This window comes from Ruegeria sp. AG7 (assembly GCF_056541545.1).
The window spans coordinates 259,482-283,335 of sequence record NZ_JBQFYP010000005.1 but is presented as its reverse complement, the minus strand read 5'-3'; the positions used below and the strand labels follow the sequence as shown (position 1 = coordinate 283,335).

The following is a 23,854-nucleotide window of genomic DNA, read 5'->3' as shown; positions in this document are numbered from 1 at the left end:
CAAAGTGGACAGTACGGTGCGTTACCTTGGCGTCGAGCTTGAAGACGCGCTTAGTATTGCCGAACGTATCGATCTTTAACGATTTAGGCGGGCGGGATCGTCCGCTCGCCACTCCCAAGCAGACTTTCGGAATCTCCCGTTAATCTTCCGCTTCGAGCCCTTCTAGGACGTTTATGATCTGCGCAGAATCCGTCGTGAAGGGCGGATTGCCGGCTTTCTCTGCGGGTGCAAGTAGGCCATGTGGTTTCACTTGAAGCCGACATTCAATTCGCGATCATTCCCGAGATAGTGCTGCACTGCCACAAGGCGGCTTCGAGCCCAAAGTGTAATTGGCAGACTTTCCGAATAGTCATTTTCAGCTCAAGAAAGCCTCGAAATCTATCCCTCGAGAATGTGTGTCATAACCCGATGGATTTCTTCGTCCGGTGAAGCGTAGACCCCTTTGGTTTGCTTGTTCCGCCCGATGAACAGTGTCAGCCCTTCTATCGCAGCGGTGATATGAAGCGAGAATGCATCGCATTGCACATCGGACCAATCGGGCCTGCACGTCCTCACGAGCCCGGCAAAGACCCGTCGCTCCAGTTCATGTATTTGGTCCATCAATCTTTCAGCAACAGGATCGAACAAGGCGAGTGCCCAGAGTTGCGGGAAGAAAGCAATTTCAGGTCGGCGTAAGTCCTGAACCAATAATGAGACAATTCTATCAAGTGCCCGCCGTGGCGATGGCTCGCTCAGTTGCAATGTGGCGAGAATTTCTTCCGCATAGGTCGCCAGCCGATCCTGGGCAAGCGCCTCGAGAAGTTTGGATTTCGTCTTGTAGTGATACGTCAGATTGCCGACACGCATGTCGATACGGTTCGCGAGATTGCGCATCGTGAAATCATCAATCCGGGCTTCAATAAAGAGCGAAAATGCGGCGTCAAGAATGCGCCTTTTAGTACTCGCACTGCCAGGCAGATCATCTGTGGACAAAGGAACGGGGCGTTGAACGACAAGTTCGCGCAACATGACAGTTACCTCGTCGGGAACATAGTCTTCGATCTTTGTCGTCATGGTCACCTGATAGCGAGATTTTCATAAGCAAGGCAATGATTGCATTTTTTAGGACATTTGTCCTACACTTGAACAATCACACCAAACGAAAAGCCATAGGGTCCCACACTCTAGAGCACCGGCCCTGAGTACCCAGCGGAGGACTTCCAGATGATCGCAACCATCCGCATAGTTGCCTTATCACTCGTGACGACACTGCAATTTGTTGGCTTCGCCTCGGCACAGAGCGCAAAACCCAACGTTGTCATCATGATGGTTGACAATCTGGGGTGGGGCGAACTTGGAGCTTATGGCGGAGGTGCCTTGCGGGGTGCCGAAACGCCCCGGCTGGATGAATTGGCCTCGGAGGGTATGCAGCTTCTAAACTTCAATGTCGAACCTCAATGCACCCCTAGTCGCTCGGCGCTAATGACCGGGCGCCGACCAATCCGATCCGCAACAACCAAAGTCGTTTGGGGCGTTCCTTACGGGATGGTCAATTGGGAAGTGACCATGGCCGAGTTGTTCTCAGACGTTGGCTATGCCACGGGCATGTTCGGCAAATGGCATCTTGGCGATATGTCGGGGCGCTTCCCAACGGATCAAGGATTTGACGAGTGGTACGGTGTGGCAAATACGACGGATGAGTCCGAATACTCCTCCCAGTTTCAGTTTGATGCTTCAGTCAGTGGTCAACCGATGATCCAAGAAGCGAAGCGCGATGAGGCTCCCCGCGATGTCAAAGCCTACACTGTAGAAACTCGACGCACGATTGATGGTGAACTGACCGAACGCACGATTGACTTCATTCAACGATCTGTGGCGAGCGAAACTCCGTTCTTCGCCTTTGTACCCTTTACGCAGCCGCACCTTCCAACCTTGCCTCATCCCGACTTCGACGGGATCACAGGTAATGGTCATTACGCAGATGTGTTGGCGGAGATCGACTTTCGTTCAGGGCAAGTCCTCGATGCAATCAGTGAATTGGGGGTAAAAGACAATACTGTCGTGATCTGGTTGAGTGACAATGGGCCCGAGTATTTCGAACCATGGCATGGCACCGCAGGACCATGGAGGGGCGCGTACTTTACGGCCTGGGAAGGATCGCTCAGAGTTCCCTTCCTGATCCGTTGGCCCGGCAAAGTTGCAGCGGGCACCAAAAGCAACGAGGTCGTACATCTCGTGGATATGTTGCCGACATTGGGCAGCGTAGCTGGGTACAGCGTACCCCAAGACCGTATTATTGATGGTGTAGACCAGTTAGGTTTCTTCCTTGGTGAGCAGGACAATTCGAACCGCGAAGGGTTCATCATTTACAACAACGATGATGTCTATGGCTACAAGTGGCGAAATTGGAAGCTGCATTTGGTGGAACTAGAAAACATGAACAGCGAGCCACGTCCGCTCAACGTGCCTCGTGTGCACAACCTCATCACCGATCCCAAAGAGGAATATCCGATTCAGAGCGAAGCAACTTGGGTGTTGCCAGTGATCTTCGGCAAGATTGCGGAGTTCCAGCAAACTCTCGAGGAGGAGACACCTGTGCCATTTGGAGTTTTGGAGCCCTTTTCACCTGAGTAGTGAAAAGCGGATGGCAGGTTTGTCCACAGTTCTGTCGTGTATACGGTTTCAGTGTTTGCAGTTGCGGCGAAAGCGCGTTTCAAGACTTGAGACAAATCTTCATTGAACAACCCCGCCCTCAGATATGGGGACTCGAAGGCGGGGCAAACGTCATGGAAATACACTCACGAGCCTCGTAATCTCGAGACATCGCAATTGTAGCATTTCAATCGACTCTAGACTTTGATGCGGGTCAGCAAACACTAAATGTCCACTTCGTCCCTGCGGTGGGCTTTGCAGGCGCGGCGAACAGCGGCTTTGACGGGCCGCAGTGCAACATCCCGAGCTACCGTTGGAGGTCGGCTTTGGCGCCGTCCTCAAACTATGCAATGGTCCCTATCCTGCGCATTGCTGTAATTGGGGGATCGCGCAGCATCGGTCAAAGTGGGCTCAAAGCACTCGTTCGATGCAACTCTCACCAACAACCGCTTTGCGGACCAAGCGCCATTTCGCTGCAAAAGGCTTCAAAGTCCGGTGAAGACGTATCAAGACCACCGTGCCCGGCACCTGGGGCGGACTGCGGACCTCCGCCGCATGTGCGTCCTGTGAATGCGACAACCGATAGAGCGGACGTTCAGACGAAGATTCTAACACCCGACATTCCGCACCGGGCAAGTCGGCTCCGAGTTCATCAAGTTCGATGCTACGCTCAGTATCGACGAGTAGAATGCCGACCATGTGAAATTCTGACGAGAATTCACGGAAGACGCGTTCACGACCGGAAGCCGCAGTTCATGCGGACTGAAACATTCCGTGGCAATGGCGGGATCTGGACGTGCGCGCCGCAACTAACCGAAGGCGGGTTGACGGACGGTTTCTGACAGTCGCTCGCCTGCGCCACACCACATATCTCAGAACACGAAACGTCCGCGTAAACTGATCAGGGTAATGCCGTCGCCCGAAGGGTCGAGCAGCGGGTTCTTGATGAACTGGATCGACGGGGTCAGTTCCAGACCAGGCGAGAGCGAAAACCGGTAGAACGCTTCTGCCGTGAACTGGGTCCCCTCGATATCTCGGGCGCCGGACCAGTCAAAGCCGACCGCGGCGAGATCGCCATTGGACGCGAAATACCCCAATCCGGTAGAGATGGAACGGTCGTAAAGGGCCGCTGTTCCGCGCGAACGCCCGGCCCGAAAGAACGGGTAAAATCCGTTCTGCAAAATCGCTGACAACGAAACAGTCGCTCCGTAGTCCTCAGCACGGCTGCCATCACTGGCGGCATCCGAATGCCATATCGTGACATGAGCATTGTTGTAGAAGGCTAGACCGACATCCGTCGTGTAGACCAAATCGAGGCTCTTGAAGAGATCTCCATCCACTACAACGTCAAAGTCCGGCGAGGTCGTCGGGTCGGCATTGGCATCTGCCACCGATCCGAAAACAAGGAAGTTGTCACCTAGTTGTGCGGCCCCGGCAACGCCAAGACCCTGACTGGGCGCGGCAATCGTCGGACTGGTGCTGAAGGCCGCATTTTGAAAGGCGGCGTACGGGCTGACGAGACCGTAGGAATCGAGATAGTCGGTGACGTCGATCAAGCCGAAGCGAACCGCCCAACGCTTGTCTTTAGCGGTGTGCGTCCAAAACAGATTGGTAAGAATCGTGCCAGCGTCGCTGAACACGGTGCCGGTCACCGACAGCGCCCCGGATGCTTCTCCGAGACCTTGCGGCGATACGCTTGTGTAGCTGCGGCGGTTCTCGACCTTGAATGTCAGCGACCCGTTGGAGGTTGCCTGCCAAGTGCCGTAAAGCCGTGCCAATCCGCCGACGGCCTTACCCGGTCCAAACGCCGCGTTGGTCGATTGGCCAAGCGAAAGATACTCGAAGTTGAACTTGATTCCCCGCGCTTCGAGCCTGTCCTTCCAGTCGAAATAACCGGGGACCAGGTTGCGTGGGAAATCGAAGCGATAGTTCGGATCGGGCGGCGCGTAGGAGAGCAGTAAATCGGACCGGACCGATGAAGGCCCGCCAAGCACCTCGGCACAGGTATACTCCGCTGCGCCGACTGAGATTAGCAGCGTCAGGCAGAAACGGACGGCACAGCCGCGGCCAGCGATCACCGCTGTCATGCGCGCGCCCCGACCCTGAAAAGCAGACGCAGCGCTCGCCGTGCGTTGTGCCATTTCCGATCCACCTTTCAATCCCCGTCGGTTGCAACCACTCAGAGCGCCTTTAGCGCCAAGATGTCCGCCCACTATAGGTGCCAACGCAAAATCGATCAGACGCCGACATCTGCCCAGATTGTCACACCCCAAAATGTTGTTCGACTTGTTGCTCTATCATAGAGTCTAATCGAGTTGGCGGCGAGGAGAATCTAAGGTGAGAAGCTTTTTTTTATTAATTTCCATAATGTTGGCGGGAACGGCTCAAGCGCAGTCGACATCCGATGTCCTGGTAACCAACGTCTCCGTTTTTGATGGACAGAACCCCGACCTGATCGAAAACGCGAATGTTCTAATAGAGGGCACCACAATCAAAAGCGTCTCGACCGACGAGATCGACCCAGGCGATGCGACGGTGATCGATGGCAAGGGTGGAACCCTGATGCCCGGCATGATCGACAATCACTGGCACGTTAGCTTTGCCGAAATTCCTGTCGATATCCTTGCAGCGGGCGATGTGTCGGAGGTTGCGCTGCGCGGTGCGATTGGGGCTGAGGCCACCGTGATGCGCGGTTTTACCACTGTGAGAGACATGGGCGGCAATCCCTTCGCAATCAAGAAGTTGGTGGATTCAGGCGAGCTTGTGGGCCCGCGAATTTATCCATCGGGCCCGCCGATCAGCCAGACCTCCGGTCATTTTGACTTCCGCAGCAAAAACGCTGTCCCTGCCAATCCGGCTGACCCTCTGGACTACTGGGAACGCAATGCGATCCTGATGACGGCAGACGGCGTGCCCGAGGTTACCAAGCGCGTGCGTGAGGCACTTCGGATGGGTGCCACGCAAATCAAATTGGCGGCAGGTGGCGGCACTTCGTCGAGTTTCGACCCTCTCGATGTGCAGCAGTACACGCTGGAAGAGATAAAAGCGGCCGTCGAGGTGGCCAGCACATGGAACACTTACGTCACGGTTCACGCCTACACGCCCACCGCCGTCAGAACAGCTGTAGAAGCCGGGGTCAAGGTCGTGGAGCACGGCCAGCTTCTGGACGATGAAACCATGGCACTTCTCGCCGAAAAGGACATCTGGCTCTCTCTGCAACCCTTTGTAATTGAGGATGACTCGGAATACGCGGCAAACCCGTTCGTGAAAGCCAAGCAAGAGATAATGGTTCAGGGAACCGCAAAAGCCTATGAATTGGCAAAAAAACACGACCTGAAGGTCGCCTTCGGGACCGATATACTGTTTTCGCCAGGTGGCGGTATCCAGCAGAACAAGATGGTGGCACTTCTTGGGTCGCATTTCGGCTACACGCCCTTTGAGGCGCTTCGGATGGTGACCTATGACAATGCGCAGCTTCTGAAGCTGTCAGGGCCGCGGGACCCATACCCCAAGGAGAAGGGCGTCATTTCCCAAGGTGCCTTAGCCGACCTGATCATCGTTGCCGGCAACCCACTGGATGATCTTAGCTTGATGGCGGACCCGGACCAGAACTTCGATTTGATCATGAAGGACGGGGTTATCCACAAGAACACGCTCGAGTGAGGCCGTCGGTCGAATGCTCGGCCCATATGCCCATGCGCGCCGTCCATCCCTGATCGGCGCGCATTCTGAGTTCCACCTTTGGCATTGCGCAACGGTATGAGTTGCGGAATTCCCAGTCGGGAGTTGTTGGCTTGCGGGTCGCGATCAGCGGTAATAGACAAATGGGTGCATCACGATTAGCGAGACCCAGACAAGTATTGCCAGCGTGGTGTCAACAAACGCCAGTGCAATGGACAGGATCGCGATCAATGTGCCCCGAATTGAAAGCAAGGTTGTTGCCAGTCCCGGCTCCGGTGCGGGTGCGTCCGGGACGAGGAGGCTGCGGTCGCGCGCATGCATTGCCATCATTGCAATCGACAACCATCCCATTCCGAGCGTGCCCGAGAACAATATTACCGACACCGGGCTATCGCCGTATGCGCTGATCAGCGAGGTGGTCCAGGGCGCGACGGAGATGAACAGGAGCAAGGCCAGATTGAGCAACAGGACCGTGATGTCGGCCAACCGGAGCTGCGCGACGATGTAATGGTGGTGGAGCCAAAGCGCACCGATGGCCAAGAAACTGATCAGCCAGCCGTACAGCTTCGGAAGGTCCGCAAGGATCAGTGTTCCAACAGATTTCTCCGTGCCGGTCGGAAGATCCAGATCCAGGACAAGAAGAGTTATAGCAATCGCAAATACACCGTCAGACAGGGCTGCTAATCGAGCGACGTCGAACTTTTGCATTGGGCGAACTCCTCCGAGCACACGCTACTTTGTCAGGCTCGCAGGGTAAACCTTGATGGCGCCTCGTCTCTTGTATTCATGTACCGCGGATTTGTCCGTAGAGTGTGAGTTCGATCATCTCCAGATTTTGCACGCGCTGCGAATGGCCGGTAAGCAGGCTGCGACTGCAGCAACGTTAAGGTGAGGCGAAGGTCGGGATTGGCGCCGATTTCGCCCACAAGTTCGGACGTTCTGAGGACTCGGGTACTCAGACTTAGCTGCTTCAAATGACTAGGTTCCTTGGCCGCCCAAACACGTCGCCTAGTGTCTAAAGTCCAATGCTCAGGCGGGTTCTATACTTTGGCCATATCCCATAAACTGATCAACATGGTCAGGTTACGCCAACAAATTTTGAAGTGGAAAACTGAGGCAAGGCGAAGACTGGTTGCAAGTACTGGTGGACCCTTCGAGCAACGAGACAAACGAGCTCTTTCGGAGACTTGCCGAAGATAACCCATTGATGACGATTGCGTTCATCCTCGGGGGGTGTCGGCACGACACCTTGCGGTGGAGCACTGTATCGGCGATCGGGCCGGTTCGCCGCGCCCAAGAACGAAATTGTGAGCGGACTACGAGCTACATGGTTCGGTCGTCATTCCGCCGTCAAAGGCACACGTCAACCGCCAGAAGCCTCTGCAACACATCCATCTGCAATTTTCAGACCCCCAATCTGCGCTAACAAACTGACGATCGCGTCAACGCCCGTTCGGTGGCGTAGGGCCGAAAACACGAAAGGTCGGCCCTTTCGAATTTGCGTGGCGTCGCGCTCCATCACTTCGAGCGACGCGCCGACATGGGGGGCGAGATCTGTTTTGTTGATGATCAGAATGTCCGATTTCGTTATCGCAGGACCGCCCTTGCGCGGAATTTCCTCACCCGCTGCAACGTCGATCACGTAGAGTGTCAGGTCCGCCAGTTCCGGGCTGAATGTGGCCGACAAATTGTCGCCGCCGCTTTCGATCAGAACTATATCCAAGCCGGGGTGACGGGCCTGCATCTCTGCCACGGCGGCCAGATTGATCGAGGCATCCTCGCGGATCGCGGTATGCGGGCAACCGCCGGTTTCGACACCGATAATCCGGTCCCGGGGCAGAATCTGCATCCGCATCAACGCTTCGGCATCCTCTTGCGTATAAATGTCGTTGGTGATGACACCAATCGAAAAGGCCTCGCCCAGGGCCTCTGCCAAAGCGGCAGTCAGGGTCGTTTTACCAGCGCCAACCGGGCCGCCGATACCAACGCGCAGGGGGCCGTTCATACTGCTCATGTTCGGAATATCCTTGAATATTGAGTTTCATGTTTCATCGACAAGATATCGGACAGGAATGCGGTTGAACCCAGTTCATCAAGGCCCGTGTGTTGTGCTGTTTCCGCAATCGAAGTGCAGAGCGGGGTCAGATCACGAATCAGCCGCTGAGCATCGGTCTGTCCCAAAGGGACAAGGCGGGTTGCGCAGGCCACAAGATTGCTCATGAAGGCCTGAAGGAACATCTGCGACACCAGCGGGCGCGGCAGATTCTGCATCCGCGCGGCACGGCCCACCGCGACCGGGTAGGTGAGGCGCCGCAGGTCGAGCCCCCAGATATCTCCGGTCACGGATCCGAAAGCCTGACCCAGAAGGTCGGATTCCATCAGCCGTTCCGACCCGGCGCAAAAGGCGCGGGCGGAGGCATCGATTCGGGCCAACGCGGCCCTGTCATCGGCGTTATACGCGGCCACAAGAAATAGCGCGTCATTCCAGCCCGAGCCATGTTGCAGTATCGTGGCGACCCAGTCGCCTGTCTGGTTTGCGCTGGCGACCCGGCCCAGTTCAATCGCTGCCTCCAGCCCGTGGGAATAGGCGAAGCCCCCAACCGGATAGGCTGGGGACAACCATTGGGTCAGTGTCAGGATGTCAGAGCTAGTGGGCGTGACCATGGGTCCTGCCGTGGCCATAGGCCCCGCCTTCGGGGGTGAAGGGTTCGACGACTTCGCGAATATCGGCCCCCAGTTTCATCAGCATGTCGCGAATGACGTGATCGCGCTGGATCAGCAGCCTGTCAGATTCGATTTGGCAGGGTGTGTGCCGGTTGCCGATATGCCAGGCAAGGCGCAGCAGGTGGTCACCCTTTACCTCCAGCAGCTCTTCGGGGGCCGCGACGATTTCAATCTCACGACCGTCTTCCAATACCAGAACCCCGCCATGATCCAGCGATTTGGTGTTGGAGAGATCAACCAGAAACGCCTCGCCATCATCCGTGGCCAGCATCTTGCGGCGCAGGAAGCGGCCATCATAGTCCAGCGAGACCTGCGCATGAGCGGGTGCATGCGCATGGTCGTGGTAGATACGAGCGGTTTTGATCGCGGTGGTCATCTTGGTGCTCCTTGTATCTCAGAACATAAAGTATCGCTGCGCCATCGGCAGCACCTCGGCAGGTTGGCAGGTCAGCAATTCACCATCGGCGCGGACCTCGTAGGTTTCCGGGTCTACTTCGACATGGGGCGTCGCATCGTTTAGCGGCAAATTGCGTTTGCCAATCTCGCGTGTGTTCCGCACGGCGACTGTTTTCTTGGCCAGGCCTAGAGTTTCACCGATCCCGTCCGCCTGCGCTGCTGCCGAGACAAAGGTAATCGCCGAGTGCTCCACCGACCGCCCATAAGCCCCGAACATCGGACGGCTGTAAACAGGTTGCGGTGTCGGGATCGAGGCATTTGGGTCGCCCATCTGCGCGCAGGCAATTGTACCGCCCAGCAGAACCATCTCGGGTTTCACGCCGAAAAAGGCCGGGTTCCACAGGACAAGATCGGCGCGCTTGCCTACCTCGATGCTGCCGATTTCATGGCTCAGACCGTGGGCAATCGCCGGGTTGATGGTGTACTTGGCGATGTAACGGCGGACCCGCAGGTTGTCGTTTTCACCGGTTTCCTCGGTCAGACGCCCTCGCTGTTTCTTCATCTTGTCGGCGGTTTGCCATGTGCGGATCAGCACCTCTCCGACCCGGCCCATGGCCTGGCTGTCAGACGCGATGATCGAGAACGCACCCATGTCGTGCAGGATATCCTCGGCCGCGATGGTCTCGCACCGGATGCGGCTTTCGGCAAAGGCTACGTCCTCGGGGATGGACTTGTCGAGGTGATGGCAGACCATCAGCATATCCAGATGTTCCTCGACCGTGTTTACAGTGAAAGGTCGCGTCGGGTTGGTCGAGGAGGGAAGAACGTGATTCTCGCCACAAATCTTGATGATGTCAGGGGCATGGCCGCCACCTGCGCCTTCGGTGTGGAAGGCGTGGATGGTGCGTCCTTTCATGGCGGCGACAGTGTTTTCGACGAAACCGGATTCGTTCAGAGTATCGGTGTGGATCATCACCTGTACATCCATCGAATCGGCCACCGACAGGCAGCAGTCGATGGCGGCAGGGGTCGTGCCCCAATCCTCATGCAGTTTCAGAGCGCAGGCCCCGGCATTGACCTGTTCCTCGAGCGCAGCTGGCAATGAGGCGTTGCCCTTGCCCGCAAAGGCGAGGTTCATCGGGAAGGCATCCGCCGCCTGCAACATCCGTCCGATATGCCAGGGGCCGGGGGTGCAGGTGGTGGCCAGCGTGCCATGGGCCGGACCCGTGCCGCCGCCTAACATGGTGGTCAGGCCGGAATGCAGCGCGTCTTCGATCTGCTGAGGGCAAATGAAGTGGATATGGCTGTCGAACCCGCCTGCGGTCAGGATGCGCCCCTCGCCCGCGATGGCTTCGGTGCCGGGGCCGATGATAATGTCGACACCTGGCTGCGTGTCGGGGTTCCCCGCCTTGCCGATCCTGGCGATACGCCCGTCTTTCAGACCGACATCCGCCTTGTAGACACCCGAATGATCCACGATCAGCGCATTGGTGATGACTGTATCCACCGCCCCCTTGTCCCGTGTGACCTGAGACTGCCCCATCCCGTCGCGGATCACTTTCCCGCCGCCGAACTTGACCTCTTCGCCATAGATGGTCAGATCGCGTTCGACCTCGATGATCAGGTCGGTATCGGCCAGCCGCATTTTATCGCCGGTGGTGGGGCCGAACATGGCGGCATAGTCGGAGCGTTTGATTTTTGCTGGCATCACAACGCCCCCATGACCTTTTGATTGAACCCATAGACCTTGCGTGCGCCGCCGATCGGGATCAGCGAAACCTCGCGTTCCTGTCCCGGTTCGAACCGCACGGCGGTGCCGGGGGCGATGTCCAGACGCAGGCCATGGGCGGCAGCGCGGTCGAATTCCAGCGCCGGGTTGGTCTCGGCAAAATGATAGTGCGAGCCGACCTGAATCGGGCGGTCGCCAGTATTGGCGACCATCAGCGTCAACGGCTCGGCGCCCAGGTTGAACGTGATTTCGCCTTCAGCGGGGAAATGCTCGCCGGGGATCATTTGTTTAGCTTCACCATCAAGGCAACAGCAGCCAACGCGACAATCGCGAGGCCCACGGCCAGAGCGGCATAGTCCGTGCCATGCGCGTGGATATGCGTGCCGTTATGCGCGGCGGCGGGGCCAGCCAGGATCAGAACAGGGAAAAGCATGCGGGTCATATCAGTGTTCCTTTTTTTAGCGAATAGGGTTGTGAACGGTCACCAGCTTGGTGCCGTCGGGAAAGGTGGCCTCAACTTGAACCTCGTGAATCATCTCGGGGACGCCTTCCATGCATTGCGCGCGGGTGATCACCTCGGCCCCGGCTTGCATCATATCGGCGACCGACCGCCCGTCGCGTGCGCCTTCAACCACGGCGCTGGTGATAAGGGCAATCGCCTCGGGATGGTTCAGTTTGACACCACGGGCCAGTCGTTTACGGGCAACTTCAGCGGCCATGGCGACCAGCAGTTTGTCTTTTTCACGGGGAGTCAGGTTCATGTCAGATTGTCCAGCATCTTGGAAGCGAGTCGTTGTTCAGTCGCCGAAGCACGGGCATCAGACTTCGGCGCAGGGCATACCCGTTCTTGGCCAGCAGTCGGACGACCAGCAGGTCAGGTTGAAACAGGCTGGCCCCGGCGGTATCGGGCAGCATCTGGCGGATTGCCTTCAGATGCCCTTCGGCCCTGGGCGAGGCAAATGCGACTAAGGCCATCGCGCCCGCGCCATCTGCAATGTGCTGACGGGCCAGATGCGCGCTAAGGTCGCCGGTGAACCGGGTGGCGTCCAGAAACACCATCCTTTCGTTGCGCCGAATCTCGATCCGATCGCTGAGGCGGATATCCGTCAGAGTTTCACCCATCGCGGTACGACCAAAGATCAAAGGTTCAACCATAAGGGCCGAGGCATCCTCGGCCAAATCAATACGCAAGCGCCGGTTTAATGCGCTGCCACTGTACAGGATCGTCTCTTGCGGAAGCCAGTTCAGCCTTGCCTGCGGACCGGCGGTTAAAGTGTTGACGATGCGTGCGGCCTGACCGGGTTGTGCTTTGTATGCCCGCTCACAAGCCTGCGTGGTCACTGTCAGTTCGGTGCCCCGGCCTGCGCGGCCTGAAAACCGGAAATCATCACCGCCAGTAACACCACCAGCCGTGTTCAAAAGCACGGCGTCCAATTGGCTGCCGTGTCCGCGTGGGAAGAGACATTTGAACGAACCCGCCGGCCGCAAGCGATCAATCACACTGCGCCCGTGGAACAGTTTGGCCGACAGCGTAACCCGGCCTTCAGCGCGTGGCGGTCTCGCATGTGACGCTGACGATATGGGCGTGAATTGAGTGATGGCAGCGGCTTTCGCGTCATGAACGTTTGGCGCTTTTTCACCTTTGGGATGTCGAAACTCTATCGACAGGTGCAGATTTTCGACCAAGTCCCGTACCGTAAGTGCAATTTTTAATCACGCATGCAGCATGTAGATCAAAAATCGGGCATATCAGTCCACTTTGCCAGAATGCTATGGGGCCAGATTTGCCTATTTCGCTGCAATGCAGAATCGATGTGGGGCCTGCCGGGCTAACGACCGCCGGGGGTGTGTGACGGCTGCGCGAATTGGACCTCGGACACAACCGCCACACGTAACGCAACATACAGTTGCGGGGATCAGGTAGTAGAAGACAGCGTGTCAACGCAAGGCTTCTGTGCCCGCCCCGCCAGGAGAATTACATGACATCTCTCAAATCCACGCTCTTCGGATCGGTTGTCTTTGCCGCCATGGCAACGGCCGCTCTGTCTGCTGAAGACACGATCAAAGTCGGCGTACTGCACTCGTTGTCAGGCACTATGGCGATTTCGGAAACCACGCTGAAAGACACGATGTTGATGCTGATCGACCAGCAGAACGCCAAAGGCGGCCTGCTGGGCAAGCAGCTTGAGGCAGTTGTGGTTGATCCTGCATCCGACTGGCCGCTGTTTGCGGAAAAAGCGCGTGAGCTACTGACCGTGCATGAGGTGGATGTGATCTTTGGCAATTGGACGTCCGTCAGCCGCAAATCGGTGCTGCCGGTGATTGAGGAACTGAACGGCCTTCTGTTTTATCCGGTGCAGTATGAGGGTGAAGAAAGCTCGAAAAACGTCTTCTATACCGGTGCCGCGCCGAACCAACAAGCGATCCCGGCGACCGACTATTTCCTCGACGAGCTTGGCGTTGAGAAATTCGCGCTGCTTGGCACAGACTATGTCTATCCCCGCACCACCAACAATATCCTCGAAAGCTATCTGAAGCAAAAGGGCATCGCGGACGGTGATATCTTCGTCAACTACACGCCCTTTGGCCATTCCGACTGGTCCAAGATCGTGGCGGATGTGGTTGCGCTGGGTGCGGATGGTAAGAAGGTCGGAGTGATCTCAACCATCAATGGCGACGCCAACATCGGCTTCTACAAGGAACTGGCTGCGGCTGGCGTCTCGGCGGATGACATTCCGGTCGTTGCGTTCTCGGTCGGAGAGGAAGAACTGTCGGGCCTGGATACAACCAACCTTGTGGGCCATCTGGCTGCTTGGAATTACTTTCAGTCGGCGGATACCGACGCCAACACTGAATTTGTTGAAACATGGAAAGCTACCATGGGCGAAGACCGGGTGACCAACGACCCGATGGAGGCACATTACATCGGTTTCAACATGTGGGTTAACGCCGCAACCGAGGCCGGTTCGACCGACGTAGATGCCGTGCGCGCCGCGATGTACGGGCAGGAATTCCCGAACCTGACCGGTGGAACCGCTGTCATGCTGCCGAACCACCATTTGGCCAAGCCGGTTCTGATCGGTGAGATTCAGGAAGACGGCCAGTTCGACATCATCAGCGAAACCGACGTTGTGCCGGGCGACGCCTGGACCGACTTCCTACCGGAATCGGCGGTGCTGGTATCGGATTGGAAAGGGCTGGGCTGCGGTATGTACAACACCGAGACCGAGACCTGCGTTCAGACCCTGTCGAACTACTAACCGACACGCAAGGTGGGTGTGATGCCCGCCTTGCCCCCAAAGACACTCGGGTTTCACCACATGTTACGACTTTTCCTTGCGGGCCTCGCAATTCTATGCGCCCACCTGACCGCCAACGCGCAAGAGGCCGGTCTGCAACCGATCCTGCAAGAGCATCAGGAGATCATCGCCAAAAGCTCACGCAAGACAATCGGGCCCGCGATTGATGCGATTGCCAGCAGCGGGTTGCCGCAAGCGCAGGTGATGCTTGAGACATGGGCCGCCAAGGACGTGTGGATGCGCAAGTCGGACGGCCTGTTCTTTGCAGGCAAAAAGGTCGAAGGCCGGTCGTATGAGCTTACCGATTTCGATACTGGCGAGGTCGTTGGTATTTTCGAGAAATCCAACCTGAAGCAGTTGAAGCCCAATAGCGGCATCCGCGCGATGATTGGCACGGCTCTGGTGCAGTACCAGCTAACAGATCCGGACCGCGCTCGGCGGCTGGCCGCTTTGCAATCCATCCAACGTGACCCCGAACGTGCTTTGCTGGAGCCCCTACGCGCGTCGATTGCCGATGAAGCTGATGCTGATCTGAAAGCTCACAAACAACGGCTCGAACGGTTGCTGACGATTGGATATGACGAAGATACCGCGGCGCGCGTGGCTGCGATTGAGCAGATGTCCGACGATCTGGGCGTGGACGTCCGTGGCGCATTAAATCCACTGATCGCGACGACGCGACAAGCAGCACCGGAACTTCCGTCTAATGTGAATATCGCCGCCGTTTTAGAACCGGGTTCGAGTGATTTGACGCGCGATGAGGCCTATGACTTGCTGGTCACTGGCAATCTGGCGCCCCCACGCTTGTCACGGGATGATATCCGGACAGCTCTTGCGGCCAATATTGACGGGGGTCGCGTTGGTGACATTCCGCTTGCGCAACTGAATACAGATGAAACGCGCGCTCGGGCATATGTAGCCTTGGCAGAGGCAAGGGTCGTTCCCGCCTTGGTAACCGAGGCCGACATAAACACGGCGCTGGCTGAACATGTGTTCATTGATACCTACACGGAACCCTCGCCCGAAGTGACCGCAGCTGCAGTGCAGGCACTTGAACAGATCGAGCTGAAGGTCGGCCTGAACCAGACGCTCGACCTGACACTGGACGCGATCTCATTGGCGTCGATCTATTTCTTGGCAGCCATCGGTCTGGCGATCACCTTCGGCGTGATGGGTGTGATCAACATGGCTCATGGTGAGTTCATCATGATGGGCGCCTATACCGGATACGTGGTGCAGCAGTTCATCCCCGACCACACGCTGTCGATAATCGTCGCCATCCCGATGGCCTTTGCCGTCACCTTCGCGATGGGCGTCGCGATGGAGCGGCTAGTTATCCGCTGGCTCTATGCCCGTCCGCTTGAGACGCTGCTGGCGACCTTTGGCATCTCAATCGCACTGCAACAGCTGGCCAAGAACATTTTTGGCACGCAGGCCCGCCCGCTGACCGCGCCCGGCTGGCTGGATGGGGCGTGGGTGCTGAACGATGTGGTTTCGATCAGTTATATCCGCATCGCGATCTTTGTGCTGGCGACGATCTTTTTGGGACTGTTCCTCTACATTATGAAGCGCACGCGGCTTGGGCTTGAGATGCGCGCGGTGACACAGAACCCACGCATGGCCGGGTCGATGGGTATCAATCCGGGGCGGGTGAATATGCTGACCTTCGGCTTGGGCTCGGGCATCGCCGGGATTGCCGGGGTTGCGATTGGTCTGTTCGCAAAGGTCACGTCCGATCTGGGCAGCGACTATATCGTGCAAAGCTTCATGACCGTGGTTGTTGGCGGCGTCGGAAACATCTGGGGCGCGCTGGCAGGTGCGGGCATGATCGGCTTCCTGCAAAAGGGGATCGAGTGGATGAACCCCTCGAACACCCTCGCCGCGCAAACATACATGATCATCTTCATCATCATTTTCATCCAGTTCCGGCCAAGGGGCATCATTGCCCTCAAAGGTCGTGCGGCGGGGGATTGAGCCATGGAACGCAGCTTTGTCGCCAAAAACCCATCGGTACTGGTCTTTCTGGCCATCCTCTCCCTGTTCACGTTGGGCGTCACCGTCCTGTCCGAAGGGTTCGGGATTGGCGTGATCTCGACCAGCTTTGTCAAAACGCTGGGCAAGACCCTGTGCCTTTGCCTGATCGCTGTGGCCATGGATTTGGTCTGGGGATTTACGGGCATCCTGTCCCTCGGCCATTTCGCGTTCTTCGGGCTGGGCGGCTACATGATCGGCATGTGGCTGATGTATGAACGTACCCGCCTGATCGTGGTGGAGTCGCTCTCCCAAGCCGACATTCCGCCAACATCGGCCGAGGTCGTGGATGCCATCGGCACGCAAATCTTCGGCGTCGTCGGATCGTCCGAATTCCCGCTGATCTGGGCCTTTTCGGACAGCCTGTTCCTGCAACTGGCGCTGGTCGTGCTGGTGCCGGGCCTTCTGGCACTGATCTTTGGTTGGCTGGCGTTCCGCAGCCGGGTCACGGGTGTCTACCTGTCGATCCTGACCCAAGCCATGACATTGGCACTGGCGCTGTACCTGTTCCAGAACGACAGCGGTATGCGTGGCAACAACGGCCTGTCGGGCCTGCAGAACCTGCCGGGCGTCACGGCCTCGCAGGACTTGGTGTCAATCTGGTTCCTCTGGGCCTCAGCGCTGGCCCTGGGGCTGGGCTACATGCTGGCGGCATGGATCGTGGCGGGCAAGTTCGGCTCGGTTATCCGCGGCATCCGCGATAATGAGGCGCGAGTGCGGTTCCTTGGCTATTCGGTCGAGAATTACAAGCTGGCTGTCTTCACATTGACCGCCTGCATCGCCGCCATCGCGGGCGCGCTGTATTATCCGCAGGCGGGGATCATCAACCCCGAGGAGATGGCCCCCATTGCCTCGATATATCTTGCCGTCTGGGTCGCCATCGGCGGGCGTGGTCGCCTGTATGGAGCGGTCATCGGCGCGGCGTTTGTCAGCCTGCTCAGCACATGGTTCACAGGTGGACAAGCGCCGGACATCCCACTTGGGTTCTACACGATCAAATGGGTCGACTGGTGGCAGGTGCTGCTGGGCGTCTCATTCGTGCTGGTAACCCTGTTCGCACCAAAGGGTATTGGAGGGCTATTCGACCTCTGGACCAACCACCGCGCGCCGCAACGCTACGGTGCCCCGCTTGGACCCGATGAAAGCGCATTGCGCGAAATGGAGGCCTTGGAATGAGCACTCTGCTGGAGGTCAGCGGCGTTTCAGTCACCTTCGACGGGTTCCGCGCCATCAACAACCTGTCCTTCCAGATTGGCAAGGCCGAGCTTCGCGCGGTTATCGGGCCGAACGGGGCAGGTAAAACGACCTTCATGGATATTGTCACCGGCAAGACCCGGCCTGACGAGGGCCGGGTAACCTGGGGTGAGAAATCCGTTTCCCTGCTGCGAATGAGCGAGGCCAAGATCGCGCAAGCCGGCATCGGGCGTAAGTTCCAGAAACCCACCGTGTTCGAGGACCAGACCGTGCAGGAAAACCTGCTGATGGCGTTGAAGAATAAACGGGGCTGGCTGGGTGTGCTGTTCTATCGCCCTTCGACGGATCATCTGGAGAAGGTCGAGGAACTGGCCGCTGAGATTGGCCTGTATGGCGAACTGCTCCGCAAATCCGGCGAACTAAGCCACGGACAAAAGCAATGGTTGGAAATCGGGATGCTACTGGCGCAGGAACCACGTCTGTTGCTAGTGGACGAACCCGCCGCCGGGATGACCTCGCAAGAACGCGAACACACAACCGACCTGCTGGTACAGGCCGCCAAGACCCGCGCCGTCGTGGTTGTGGAACATGACATGGAGTTCGTCCGCCGCCTGAATTGTCGGGTCACGGTTCTGCATGAAGGCTCGGTTCTGGCCGAAGGTTCGCTGGATCATGTCACATCAAATCAGGATGTCATCGACGTTTATCTGGGGCGCTAAACAATGCTGAAACTGACCGATCTGACCCTGCATTACGGGCACTCGCAAATCCTCAACTGTATCTCGTTGGAGGCCGCGCGAGGAGAGGTGACTTGCGTGATGGGCACCAATGGTGTGGGCAAGACCAGCCTGATCAAGGCGATCTCGGGCACGCATCCGCGCTCGGGCGGCGATCTGATGCTGAATGACGAGGCCCTGCCGCCTCTGCCAGCCCATCGCATGGCGTGGAAAGGCGTGGCCTATGTGCCGCAGGGGCGCGAGATTTTCCCGTTGCTGACTGTGCGCGAAAATCTGGAAACCGGTTTTGCCTGCCTGTCAGCAAGCGAACATTTCGTTCCGGACGAGATCTTCGATATGTTCCCGGTGCTGAAGAAAATGCAGAACCGGCGCGGGGGTGATCTGTCGGGTGGCCAGCAACAGCAACTTGCCATCGCCCGGGCGCTGATCGCCAAGCCTCAACTTTTGCTGCTGGACGAACCAACCGAAGGCATTCAGCCCAACATCATCCAGCAGATCGGCGAAGTAATTCGTCACCTCCGAACCAAAGGAGAGATGGCCATCATTCTGGTCGAGCAGTATTTCGATTTCGCCTATGATCTTGCCGACAAGTTCATCGTCCTGCGGCGCGGCGCGGTCCTGATGCAAGGCACGCGGGACGAGCTATCGCGGGAACAGGTTCTGCAAGGCGTAACGGTTTGACATTCATAAAGGAACCAGCCTATTGAGCGGCGAGAAGCTTCAGGGTTTAAGGGGCGCAATTTAGCACTCCAGCTAGGCTTTGTTGCGCGAAGAGCCTGAAGCCCGGACTTCCCTTTTCCCCGGACGTACTTATCCTGTGGGCTCTGTGACCGGTATGCCGAGCGCGGTGTAGCTGTTCAGGACGGCTGCACGGATTGGGAGTTCGGCGACTGGACGCTCGAAGTCGCGCGCCATGAGGCTCTGCCCCAACAGCTTCACGCAGTGCATCTTCGTTTCGGCGCGACTGCGGCGGTGGTATCCGCTCCAATTTCGCCAGATGGCACGGCCAAGGTATTTCGAGGCGCACAGCGCCTCGTTACGGGCGATAGCGCCTGCTGTCGATGGCTTTCGCGGTTTTGCGTTCTTGCGCGGCGGGATAACGGCGTGGGCACCCCGGTTTGCGATGGCATCGTGGCATTTGCGCGTGTCATACGCCCCGTCTGCGGTGACCGAGGCGATCTCGACATCGACCGGGATCTGGCTGAGTAGTTCAGGCAGCATGGGCGCATCACCGATGTTGTTACCGGTGATTTCGATGGCGCGGATCTCCAGCGTCTGTTCGTCAACGCCGATGTGGATCTTGCGCCAGAGACGGCGTTTCGCGCGGCCATGCTTGCGGGCATGCCATTCGCCTTGGCCCTCCGCCTTGAAGCCGGCGCTGTCGATCAGAAGGTTCAGGGAACCTTGCTAGCCGCGATAGGGTATGGAAACCGCCAGGGTCTTCTGGCGCCTGCTCAGCGTGCTGAAATCCGGCACCGACCAGTCGAGGCCGACCAGGCGCAGCAGGCTCTCCACGAAGTCCGTGGTCTGCCTGAGGGCCATGCCGAAGAGGACCTTCATCGTCGTCAGGCATGTCTGAATCGCAGCGCCGCTATACTGCGGCTGCCGGCCTTGCTTACCGGTCGGCGGTGGTACCCAAACCATGTCCGGATCAAATCAGATCGCCAGGGAGCCACGTTGCTTGAGGGCTTCATTGTAGGCTGGCCAGTTCTTGGTCTTGTAGCTCGGCGGGATAGGTCTGCTCATGCAGTCCAGCTACCACGCTGGATTCACAAGATGAATCCCTCACCCAGCCTTTGCGCAACAAAGCCAATCAACAGCTAAAAGAATATCTGACGGCCTCTTCTGACAGTTTGAGGTACGAACCTCAAAAAAATCTGGACATGAGGTGCGTACCTCAAATAGCCTTGGAAGTATGCCGCGATTCGCACATCCTCGATTGACGGCGCAAAAAGGGAGGAATGGATGACTTACACAAAACTGGCCTCGGCCAGCGCAATAGTCCTTGCCGCTACTACTCTTTCTACCAAGGCAAATGCTGAAGATCTGACGCTATGTTGGGCTGCATGGGACCCGGCCAACGCGCTTGTCGAACTATCAAAAGAATTCGAAGCAGAATCCGGCCACACGATGAACTTCGAATTTGTTCCCTGGCCAAATTTTGCGGACCGGATGCTGAATGAGCTGAATTCCGGTGGTAAGCTCTGCGATCTGCTTATTGGTGACAGCCAATGGATCGGCGGTGGCGCTGAAAATGGCCACTATGTCAAACTGAACGACTTCTTCGATGCTGAAGGCATCAGCATGGACGATTTCGCGCCGGCCACTGTCTACGCCTATTCAACTTGGCCCAAGGGCACACCCAATTACTATGCCCTGCCTGCGATGGGCGATGCGAATGGCTGGTTCTATCGCAAGGACTGGTTCGAAAATCCTGAAATCCAAGCTGCATACAAGGAGGCGACTGGTCAGGACCTACGTGAACCTCAGTCTCAGAAAGAGTTGTTGCAGATCGCGCAGTTCTTCCAGGGCCGTGAGATCGACGGCAAGACAGTCTACGGGGCAGCTATCTTTACCGAACGCGGCTCGGAAGGGATCACCATGGGTGTGACCGGAGCACTGTATCCTTGGGGCTTTAAATACGAAAACACCCCAGGCTCATATGACATGGAAGGCGCCGTAAACTCACCCGAAGCGGTAGAGGCGCTGGAATTCTATAAGGAGTTCTACGAAACGGCGACGCCTCCGGGATATACCAACTCTTACATGGGTGAGAGCTTGGACGCCTTCAAGTCCGGTCAGGTCGCCATGGCCATGAACTGGTTTGCGTTCTTCCCAGGTCTCTATGCTGACCCCAATACCGGCGGTGACAAGATCGACTTCTTTGTGAACCCACCGCAAAATCAGGCAGGTTCGACACTGGGCGGACAAGGTATCTCTGTTGTCAGCTACTCTGACAAACAGGACGCTGCACTTGAGTACATCAAGTGGTTCGCACAGCCTGAAGTGCAGGCCAAGTGGTGGGAGCTAGGCGGCTACTCGGCGCATAACTCTGTGCTGGAAGATCCTGGTTTCGTGGACAGCCAACCGTTTGCCGGTGACTTCCTGGAAGCAATGGCTGGGGTTCAGGATTTCTGGCAAGAGCCTGCCTATGCAGAACTCCTGCTGGCCATGCAGAAACGCATCCACGACTACGTCGTTGCTGATCAAGGTACAGCTCAAGAAGCGCTTAATCTTTTGATCGAAGATTGGACTGAAGTCTTCGAAGACGAAGGAAAGCTGTAGTCCGGACACAGGCAGGAGCGGGCGCAATCCCGCTCCACCTTCACCCGTGAGTCCTAAACCAACAAGAACTGGCAAAGAGATGTCTGACCGGACCGTAGATCGTGTTGCCCAGGCAACGCCCGAGCGAGTTGCGCGAAAAATCCGAGGTTTATCCGACCGCGCAATCGCCTGGATATTCATCTCCCCAACGATATTTCTATTGCTGGCGATCAACATCTTTCCGTTGATCTGGACCATCCAACTGAGCTTTACCAACTACAAGGCCAACAGGATCGGGCGTGAAGTCAAAGATATCGGGCTCAGGAATTACGAGCGTATTCTGACAGACTCGGACACCTGGCTAAATATGCAGGCGACGGCGCACTTCCTGTTCTGGACGATCTTTTTCCAGGTCTTGATCGGGTTTACTTTGGCCTGGTTGATCAACAAGAAATTCAAGGGCAACGATCTTTGGACCACGATCATCGTGCTGCCGATGATGCTGTCTCCTGCAGTCGTCGGGAACTTCTGGAAGTTCCTGTATCAACCTCAAATCGGGCTGTTTAACTACATCGTGTCATGGTTCACAGGCAAAGATCCATCGAGCTTTGAAATGCTGGGATCCGTTACTTTGGCCCCTTGGGCGATCGTTATTGTCGACACCTGGATGTGGACCCCCTTCGTGATGCTAATCTGTCTGGCCGGGCTGCGCAGCATTCCCGATTACATCTACGAGGCGGCTGAGATCGACAGGGCCAGCAAGCTGCGGCAGTTCTTTACGATCACCATCCCGATGGTCCTGCCGTTCCTGATGCTTGCCGTGCTGTTTCGAGGGATCGAGAACTTCAAGATGTTCGACCTGGTGGTTCAGCTAACCGGCGGAGGGCCCGGTTCTGTAACGGAACTCACCTCAATCAATCTCAAGCGGGAGGCGTTTGAGAAGTGGCGTACGGGCTACGCCTCGGCCTATGCGATCATCCTTTTCGTCACCGTGTTCGGCCTTGCGTCGATCTACGTCAAAGCCTTGAACAAGGTGAAACAGAGATGAGCAGTTTTTCCGTAACCGAACCTTCGAACCGTTCCAAGTGGATCGCCGGTTTTCTGGTCATCACTTATGCGCTGATCACAATGATCCCGCTGGTTTGGATTTTACTGACAGGTTTCAAGTCTCCAGCCGATGCGATCAGCTACCCACCCAAAGTGGTCTTTGACCCAACGCTTGAAGGGTATGTAAATCTCTTCACCACGCGCACGCGGCAGACGCAGGAGTTTTTGGAAGCGAACCCGCCGCAGAACTGGGCCGATGAGATCGTCCGCCAATACGACATGGTGATTGTCGGGCCATCAAAGTTTGGCGAGCGCTTTATGAATTCGGTTATCATCGGATTTGGCTCGACGTTCTTGAGTATCTTCCTTGGTACGCTGGCCGCCTATGCGTTCAGCAGGTTCAAGGTCCCGCTCAAGGACGACCTTTTGTTCTTTATCCTGAGTACAAGGATGATGCCACCGGTCGCTGTCGCCATCCCAATCTTCCTGATGTTCAGAAACCTTGGATTAAGCGACACGCATCTGGGGATGATCCTGCTGTATACGGGCGTGAATATTTCCTTGGCGGTCTGGTTGCTAAAAGGCTTCATCGACGAAATCCCAAGAGAGTACGAAGAAGCCGCGCTCATAGATGGCTACACGAGGTTTCAGGCGTTTTACAAAGTGGTGCTGCCGCAAGCCGCGACCGGCATAGCCTCAACAGCTATCTTTTGCCTGATCTTCGCCTGGAATGAGTACGCGTTTGCCGTGCTGCTGACATCCGCGAACGCGCAGACTGCACCACCGTTCATCCCAACCATTATCGGTATTGGCGGCCTGGACTGGCCTGCAGTGGCGGCAGGTGCCACGATCTTCCTGATCCCTGTCATGATTTTCACCATCCTGATGCGCAAACACCTGCTGCGTGGGATCACATTCGGAGCCGTGCGCAAATGAGCGAGTTTCTTACCGGATTGATGCGTTTTCGCCGGGGCCCATGGGAGATGATCGCGACCATCCTCATCGCTCTGGGTGTCTTCATGCTTATGCAGCCCTTTGTCCTTTGGGCCTTCACATATTCTTTCATCGTCACGCTGATCGGAACCGTCATGTTCATCATCGTCAGCCATTTCCCGGAGTAG

At 57.0% G+C, this 23,854-nt stretch carries 22 protein-coding genes and 2 pseudogenes; 12 read left to right on the top strand and 12 right to left on the bottom strand.

Annotated elements, in window-relative coordinates; translation table 11 throughout:
• Positions 1-79, top strand: a pseudogene (locus ACR0BF_RS09465) (integrase); the annotation flags it as partial.
• Between the two features lie 299 nt (positions 80-378).
• On the opposite strand, the gene ACR0BF_RS09460 reads toward ACR0BF_RS09465, so the two are convergent.
• Positions 379-1,053, bottom strand: a complete 675-nt coding sequence (locus ACR0BF_RS09460) for a TetR/AcrR family transcriptional regulator (RefSeq protein ID WP_480624756.1) — start codon at positions 1,051-1,053, stop codon at positions 379-381.
• Positions 1,054-1,203: 150 nt separating this feature from the next.
• On the opposite strand from ACR0BF_RS09460, the gene ACR0BF_RS09455 reads away from it, so the two are divergent.
• Positions 1,204-2,613 carry an arylsulfatase gene (locus tag ACR0BF_RS09455; RefSeq protein ID WP_480624755.1) on the top strand — a complete coding sequence of 470 codons (1,410 nt, stop codon included), beginning with the start codon at positions 1,204-1,206 and terminating at the stop codon, positions 2,611-2,613.
• Between the two features lie 890 nt (positions 2,614-3,503).
• On the opposite strand, the gene ACR0BF_RS09450 is transcribed toward ACR0BF_RS09455, so the two are convergent.
• Entirely contained in the window at positions 3,504-4,718 is a 1,215-nt protein-coding gene (locus tag ACR0BF_RS09450) for a carbohydrate porin (RefSeq protein WP_480520385.1), read from the bottom strand.
• 250 nt (positions 4,719-4,968) lie between these two features.
• Here ACR0BF_RS09450 and ACR0BF_RS09445 point away from each other — a divergent pair, with 250 nt between their 5' ends.
• Positions 4,969-6,294, top strand: a complete 1,326-nt coding sequence (locus tag ACR0BF_RS09445; protein WP_480520388.1) for a metal-dependent hydrolase family protein — start codon at positions 4,969-4,971, stop codon at positions 6,292-6,294.
• Between the two features lie 144 nt (positions 6,295-6,438).
• On the opposite strand, the gene ACR0BF_RS09440 is transcribed toward ACR0BF_RS09445, so the two are convergent.
• The 9 genes from ACR0BF_RS09440 to ACR0BF_RS09400 all read right to left on the bottom strand — a co-directional run bounded on the left by ACR0BF_RS09440 (position 6,439) and on the right by ACR0BF_RS09400 (position 12,847).
• Entirely contained in the window at positions 6,439-7,020 is a 582-nt protein-coding gene (locus tag ACR0BF_RS09440) for a TMEM175 family protein (protein ID WP_480520390.1), read from the bottom strand.
• A gap of 655 nt (positions 7,021-7,675) precedes the next feature.
• Positions 7,676-8,326: an urease accessory protein UreG gene (gene ureG / locus ACR0BF_RS09435; protein WP_480520392.1), complete on the bottom strand. Its 651-nt coding sequence runs from the start codon at positions 8,324-8,326 to the stop codon at positions 7,676-7,678.
• Complete coding sequence (locus ACR0BF_RS09430; protein ID WP_209504916.1) at positions 8,323-8,976, bottom strand: urease accessory protein UreF; 654 nt, start codon at positions 8,974-8,976, stop codon at positions 8,323-8,325. The genes ureG and ACR0BF_RS09430 overlap by 4 nt, the downstream gene beginning before the upstream one ends.
• Complete coding sequence (gene ureE, locus ACR0BF_RS09425; protein WP_209504410.1) at positions 8,960-9,412, bottom strand: urease accessory protein UreE; 453 nt, start codon at positions 9,410-9,412, stop codon at positions 8,960-8,962. The genes ACR0BF_RS09430 and ureE overlap by 17 nt, the downstream gene beginning before the upstream one ends.
• Before the next feature lie 18 nt (positions 9,413-9,430).
• A complete protein-coding gene (ureC, locus tag ACR0BF_RS09420; protein ID WP_209504409.1) occupies positions 9,431-11,140 on the bottom strand; it encodes an urease subunit alpha in 1,710 nt (569 codons plus the stop codon).
• Positions 11,140-11,445 (bottom strand): urease subunit beta, encoded by a 306-nt coding sequence (locus ACR0BF_RS09415; RefSeq protein ID WP_209597619.1) that lies wholly within the window; start codon positions 11,443-11,445, stop codon positions 11,140-11,142. The genes ureC and ACR0BF_RS09415 overlap by 1 nt, the downstream gene beginning before the upstream one ends.
• Positions 11,442-11,603 carry a peptidase M23 gene (locus ACR0BF_RS09410; protein WP_209504407.1) on the bottom strand — a complete coding sequence of 54 codons (162 nt, stop codon included), beginning with the start codon at positions 11,601-11,603 and terminating at the stop codon, positions 11,442-11,444. Before ACR0BF_RS09410 ends, ACR0BF_RS09415 begins: the two co-directional genes overlap by 4 nt.
• A gap of 16 nt (positions 11,604-11,619) precedes the next feature.
• Complete coding sequence (locus ACR0BF_RS09405; RefSeq protein ID WP_209504406.1) at positions 11,620-11,922, bottom strand: urease subunit gamma; 303 nt, start codon at positions 11,920-11,922, stop codon at positions 11,620-11,622.
• Position 11,923: 1 nt separating this feature from the next.
• On the bottom strand, positions 11,924-12,847 hold the full coding sequence (locus ACR0BF_RS09400) for an urease accessory protein UreD (RefSeq protein ID WP_480520396.1): 924 nt from the start codon (positions 12,845-12,847) through the stop codon (positions 11,924-11,926).
• Between the two features lie 293 nt (positions 12,848-13,140).
• Between ACR0BF_RS09400 and urtA the strand changes: the two genes are divergently transcribed.
• Genes urtA through urtE form a run of 5 tightly spaced genes read left to right on the top strand, consistent with a single transcriptional unit; the run spans position 13,141 to position 19,103 of the window.
• Positions 13,141-14,421 (top strand): urea ABC transporter substrate-binding protein, encoded by a 1,281-nt coding sequence (urtA, locus tag ACR0BF_RS09395; protein WP_480624754.1) that lies wholly within the window; start codon positions 13,141-13,143, stop codon positions 14,419-14,421.
• Between the two features lie 60 nt (positions 14,422-14,481).
• Entirely contained in the window at positions 14,482-16,434 is a 1,953-nt protein-coding gene (gene urtB / locus ACR0BF_RS09390) for an urea ABC transporter permease subunit UrtB (protein WP_480623722.1), read from the top strand.
• 3 nt (positions 16,435-16,437) lie between these two features.
• Entirely contained in the window at positions 16,438-17,667 is a 1,230-nt protein-coding gene (gene urtC / locus ACR0BF_RS09385) for an urea ABC transporter permease subunit UrtC (protein WP_209504403.1), read from the top strand.
• The gene (gene urtD, locus ACR0BF_RS09380; protein WP_209504402.1) at positions 17,664-18,404 is read left to right on the top strand and encodes an urea ABC transporter ATP-binding protein UrtD; all 741 of its coding nucleotides are present in this window, start codon (positions 17,664-17,666) and stop codon (positions 18,402-18,404) included. The genes urtC and urtD overlap by 4 nt, the downstream gene beginning before the upstream one ends.
• A gap of 3 nt (positions 18,405-18,407) precedes the next feature.
• Positions 18,408-19,103: an urea ABC transporter ATP-binding subunit UrtE gene (urtE, locus tag ACR0BF_RS09375; RefSeq protein ID WP_209504401.1), complete on the top strand. Its 696-nt coding sequence runs from the start codon at positions 18,408-18,410 to the stop codon at positions 19,101-19,103.
• 129 nt (positions 19,104-19,232) lie between these two features.
• Here the strand turns inward: urtE and ACR0BF_RS09370 are convergent.
• A pseudogene (locus ACR0BF_RS09370) lies at positions 19,233-20,168 on the bottom strand (IS5 family transposase).
• Positions 20,169-20,387: 219 nt separating this feature from the next.
• Here ACR0BF_RS09370 and ACR0BF_RS09365 point away from each other — a divergent pair.
• From ACR0BF_RS09365 to ACR0BF_RS09350, 4 genes are all read left to right on the top strand, one after another.
• Positions 20,388-21,707: an ABC transporter substrate-binding protein gene (locus ACR0BF_RS09365; RefSeq protein WP_480624753.1), complete on the top strand. Its 1,320-nt coding sequence runs from the start codon at positions 20,388-20,390 to the stop codon at positions 21,705-21,707.
• Between the two features lie 79 nt (positions 21,708-21,786).
• Positions 21,787-22,734, top strand: coding sequence for a carbohydrate ABC transporter permease (locus ACR0BF_RS09360; protein WP_480624752.1), 948 nt, complete (start codon positions 21,787-21,789; stop codon positions 22,732-22,734).
• Complete coding sequence (locus tag ACR0BF_RS09355) at positions 22,731-23,669, top strand: carbohydrate ABC transporter permease (protein WP_010442361.1); 939 nt, start codon at positions 22,731-22,733, stop codon at positions 23,667-23,669. The genes ACR0BF_RS09360 and ACR0BF_RS09355 overlap by 4 nt, the downstream gene beginning before the upstream one ends.
• Complete coding sequence (locus tag ACR0BF_RS09350) at positions 23,666-23,854, top strand: hypothetical protein (protein ID WP_209504399.1); 189 nt, start codon at positions 23,666-23,668, stop codon at positions 23,852-23,854. Before ACR0BF_RS09355 ends, ACR0BF_RS09350 begins: the two co-directional genes overlap by 4 nt.

Excerpts from the sequence above, each read along its gene's own strand:
- ACR0BF_RS09460 (WP_480624756.1), bottom strand. The coding sequence starts at position 1,053 with ATGACGACAAAGATCGAAGACTATGTTCCCGACGAGGTAACTGTCATG.
- ACR0BF_RS09455 (WP_480624755.1), top strand. The coding sequence starts at position 1,204 with ATGATCGCAACCATCCGCATAGTTGCCTTATCACTCGTGACGACACTG.
- ACR0BF_RS09450 (WP_480520385.1), bottom strand. The coding sequence starts at position 4,718 with ATGACAGCGGTGATCGCTGGCCGCGGCTGTGCCGTCCGTTTCTGCCTG.
- ACR0BF_RS09440 (WP_480520390.1), bottom strand. The coding sequence starts at position 7,020 with ATGCAAAAGTTCGACGTCGCTCGATTAGCAGCCCTGTCTGACGGTGTA.
- ureG (WP_480520392.1), bottom strand. The coding sequence starts at position 8,326 with ATGAGCAGTATGAACGGCCCCCTGCGCGTTGGTATCGGCGGCCCGGTT.
- ACR0BF_RS09430 (WP_209504916.1), bottom strand. The coding sequence starts at position 8,976 with ATGGTCACGCCCACTAGCTCTGACATCCTGACACTGACCCAATGGTTG.
- ureE (WP_209504410.1), bottom strand. The coding sequence starts at position 9,412 with ATGACCACCGCGATCAAAACCGCTCGTATCTACCACGACCATGCGCAT.
- ureC (WP_209504409.1), bottom strand. The coding sequence starts at position 11,140 with ATGCCAGCAAAAATCAAACGCTCCGACTATGCCGCCATGTTCGGCCCC.
- ACR0BF_RS09415 (WP_209597619.1), bottom strand. The coding sequence starts at position 11,445 with ATGATCCCCGGCGAGCATTTCCCCGCTGAAGGCGAAATCACGTTCAAC.
- ACR0BF_RS09410 (WP_209504407.1), bottom strand. The coding sequence starts at position 11,603 with ATGACCCGCATGCTTTTCCCTGTTCTGATCCTGGCTGGCCCCGCCGCC.
- ACR0BF_RS09405 (WP_209504406.1), bottom strand. The coding sequence starts at position 11,922 with ATGAACCTGACTCCCCGTGAAAAAGACAAACTGCTGGTCGCCATGGCC.
- urtA (WP_480624754.1), top strand. The coding sequence starts at position 13,141 with ATGACATCTCTCAAATCCACGCTCTTCGGATCGGTTGTCTTTGCCGCC.
- urtB (WP_480623722.1), top strand. The coding sequence starts at position 14,482 with ATGTTACGACTTTTCCTTGCGGGCCTCGCAATTCTATGCGCCCACCTG.
- urtC (WP_209504403.1), top strand. The coding sequence starts at position 16,438 with ATGGAACGCAGCTTTGTCGCCAAAAACCCATCGGTACTGGTCTTTCTG.
- urtD (WP_209504402.1), top strand. The coding sequence starts at position 17,664 with ATGAGCACTCTGCTGGAGGTCAGCGGCGTTTCAGTCACCTTCGACGGG.
- urtE (WP_209504401.1), top strand. The coding sequence starts at position 18,408 with ATGCTGAAACTGACCGATCTGACCCTGCATTACGGGCACTCGCAAATC.
- ACR0BF_RS09365 (WP_480624753.1), top strand. The coding sequence starts at position 20,388 with ATGACTTACACAAAACTGGCCTCGGCCAGCGCAATAGTCCTTGCCGCT.
- ACR0BF_RS09360 (WP_480624752.1), top strand. The coding sequence starts at position 21,787 with ATGTCTGACCGGACCGTAGATCGTGTTGCCCAGGCAACGCCCGAGCGA.
- ACR0BF_RS09355 (WP_010442361.1), top strand. The coding sequence starts at position 22,731 with ATGAGCAGTTTTTCCGTAACCGAACCTTCGAACCGTTCCAAGTGGATC.
- ACR0BF_RS09350 (WP_209504399.1), top strand. The coding sequence starts at position 23,666 with ATGAGCGAGTTTCTTACCGGATTGATGCGTTTTCGCCGGGGCCCATGG.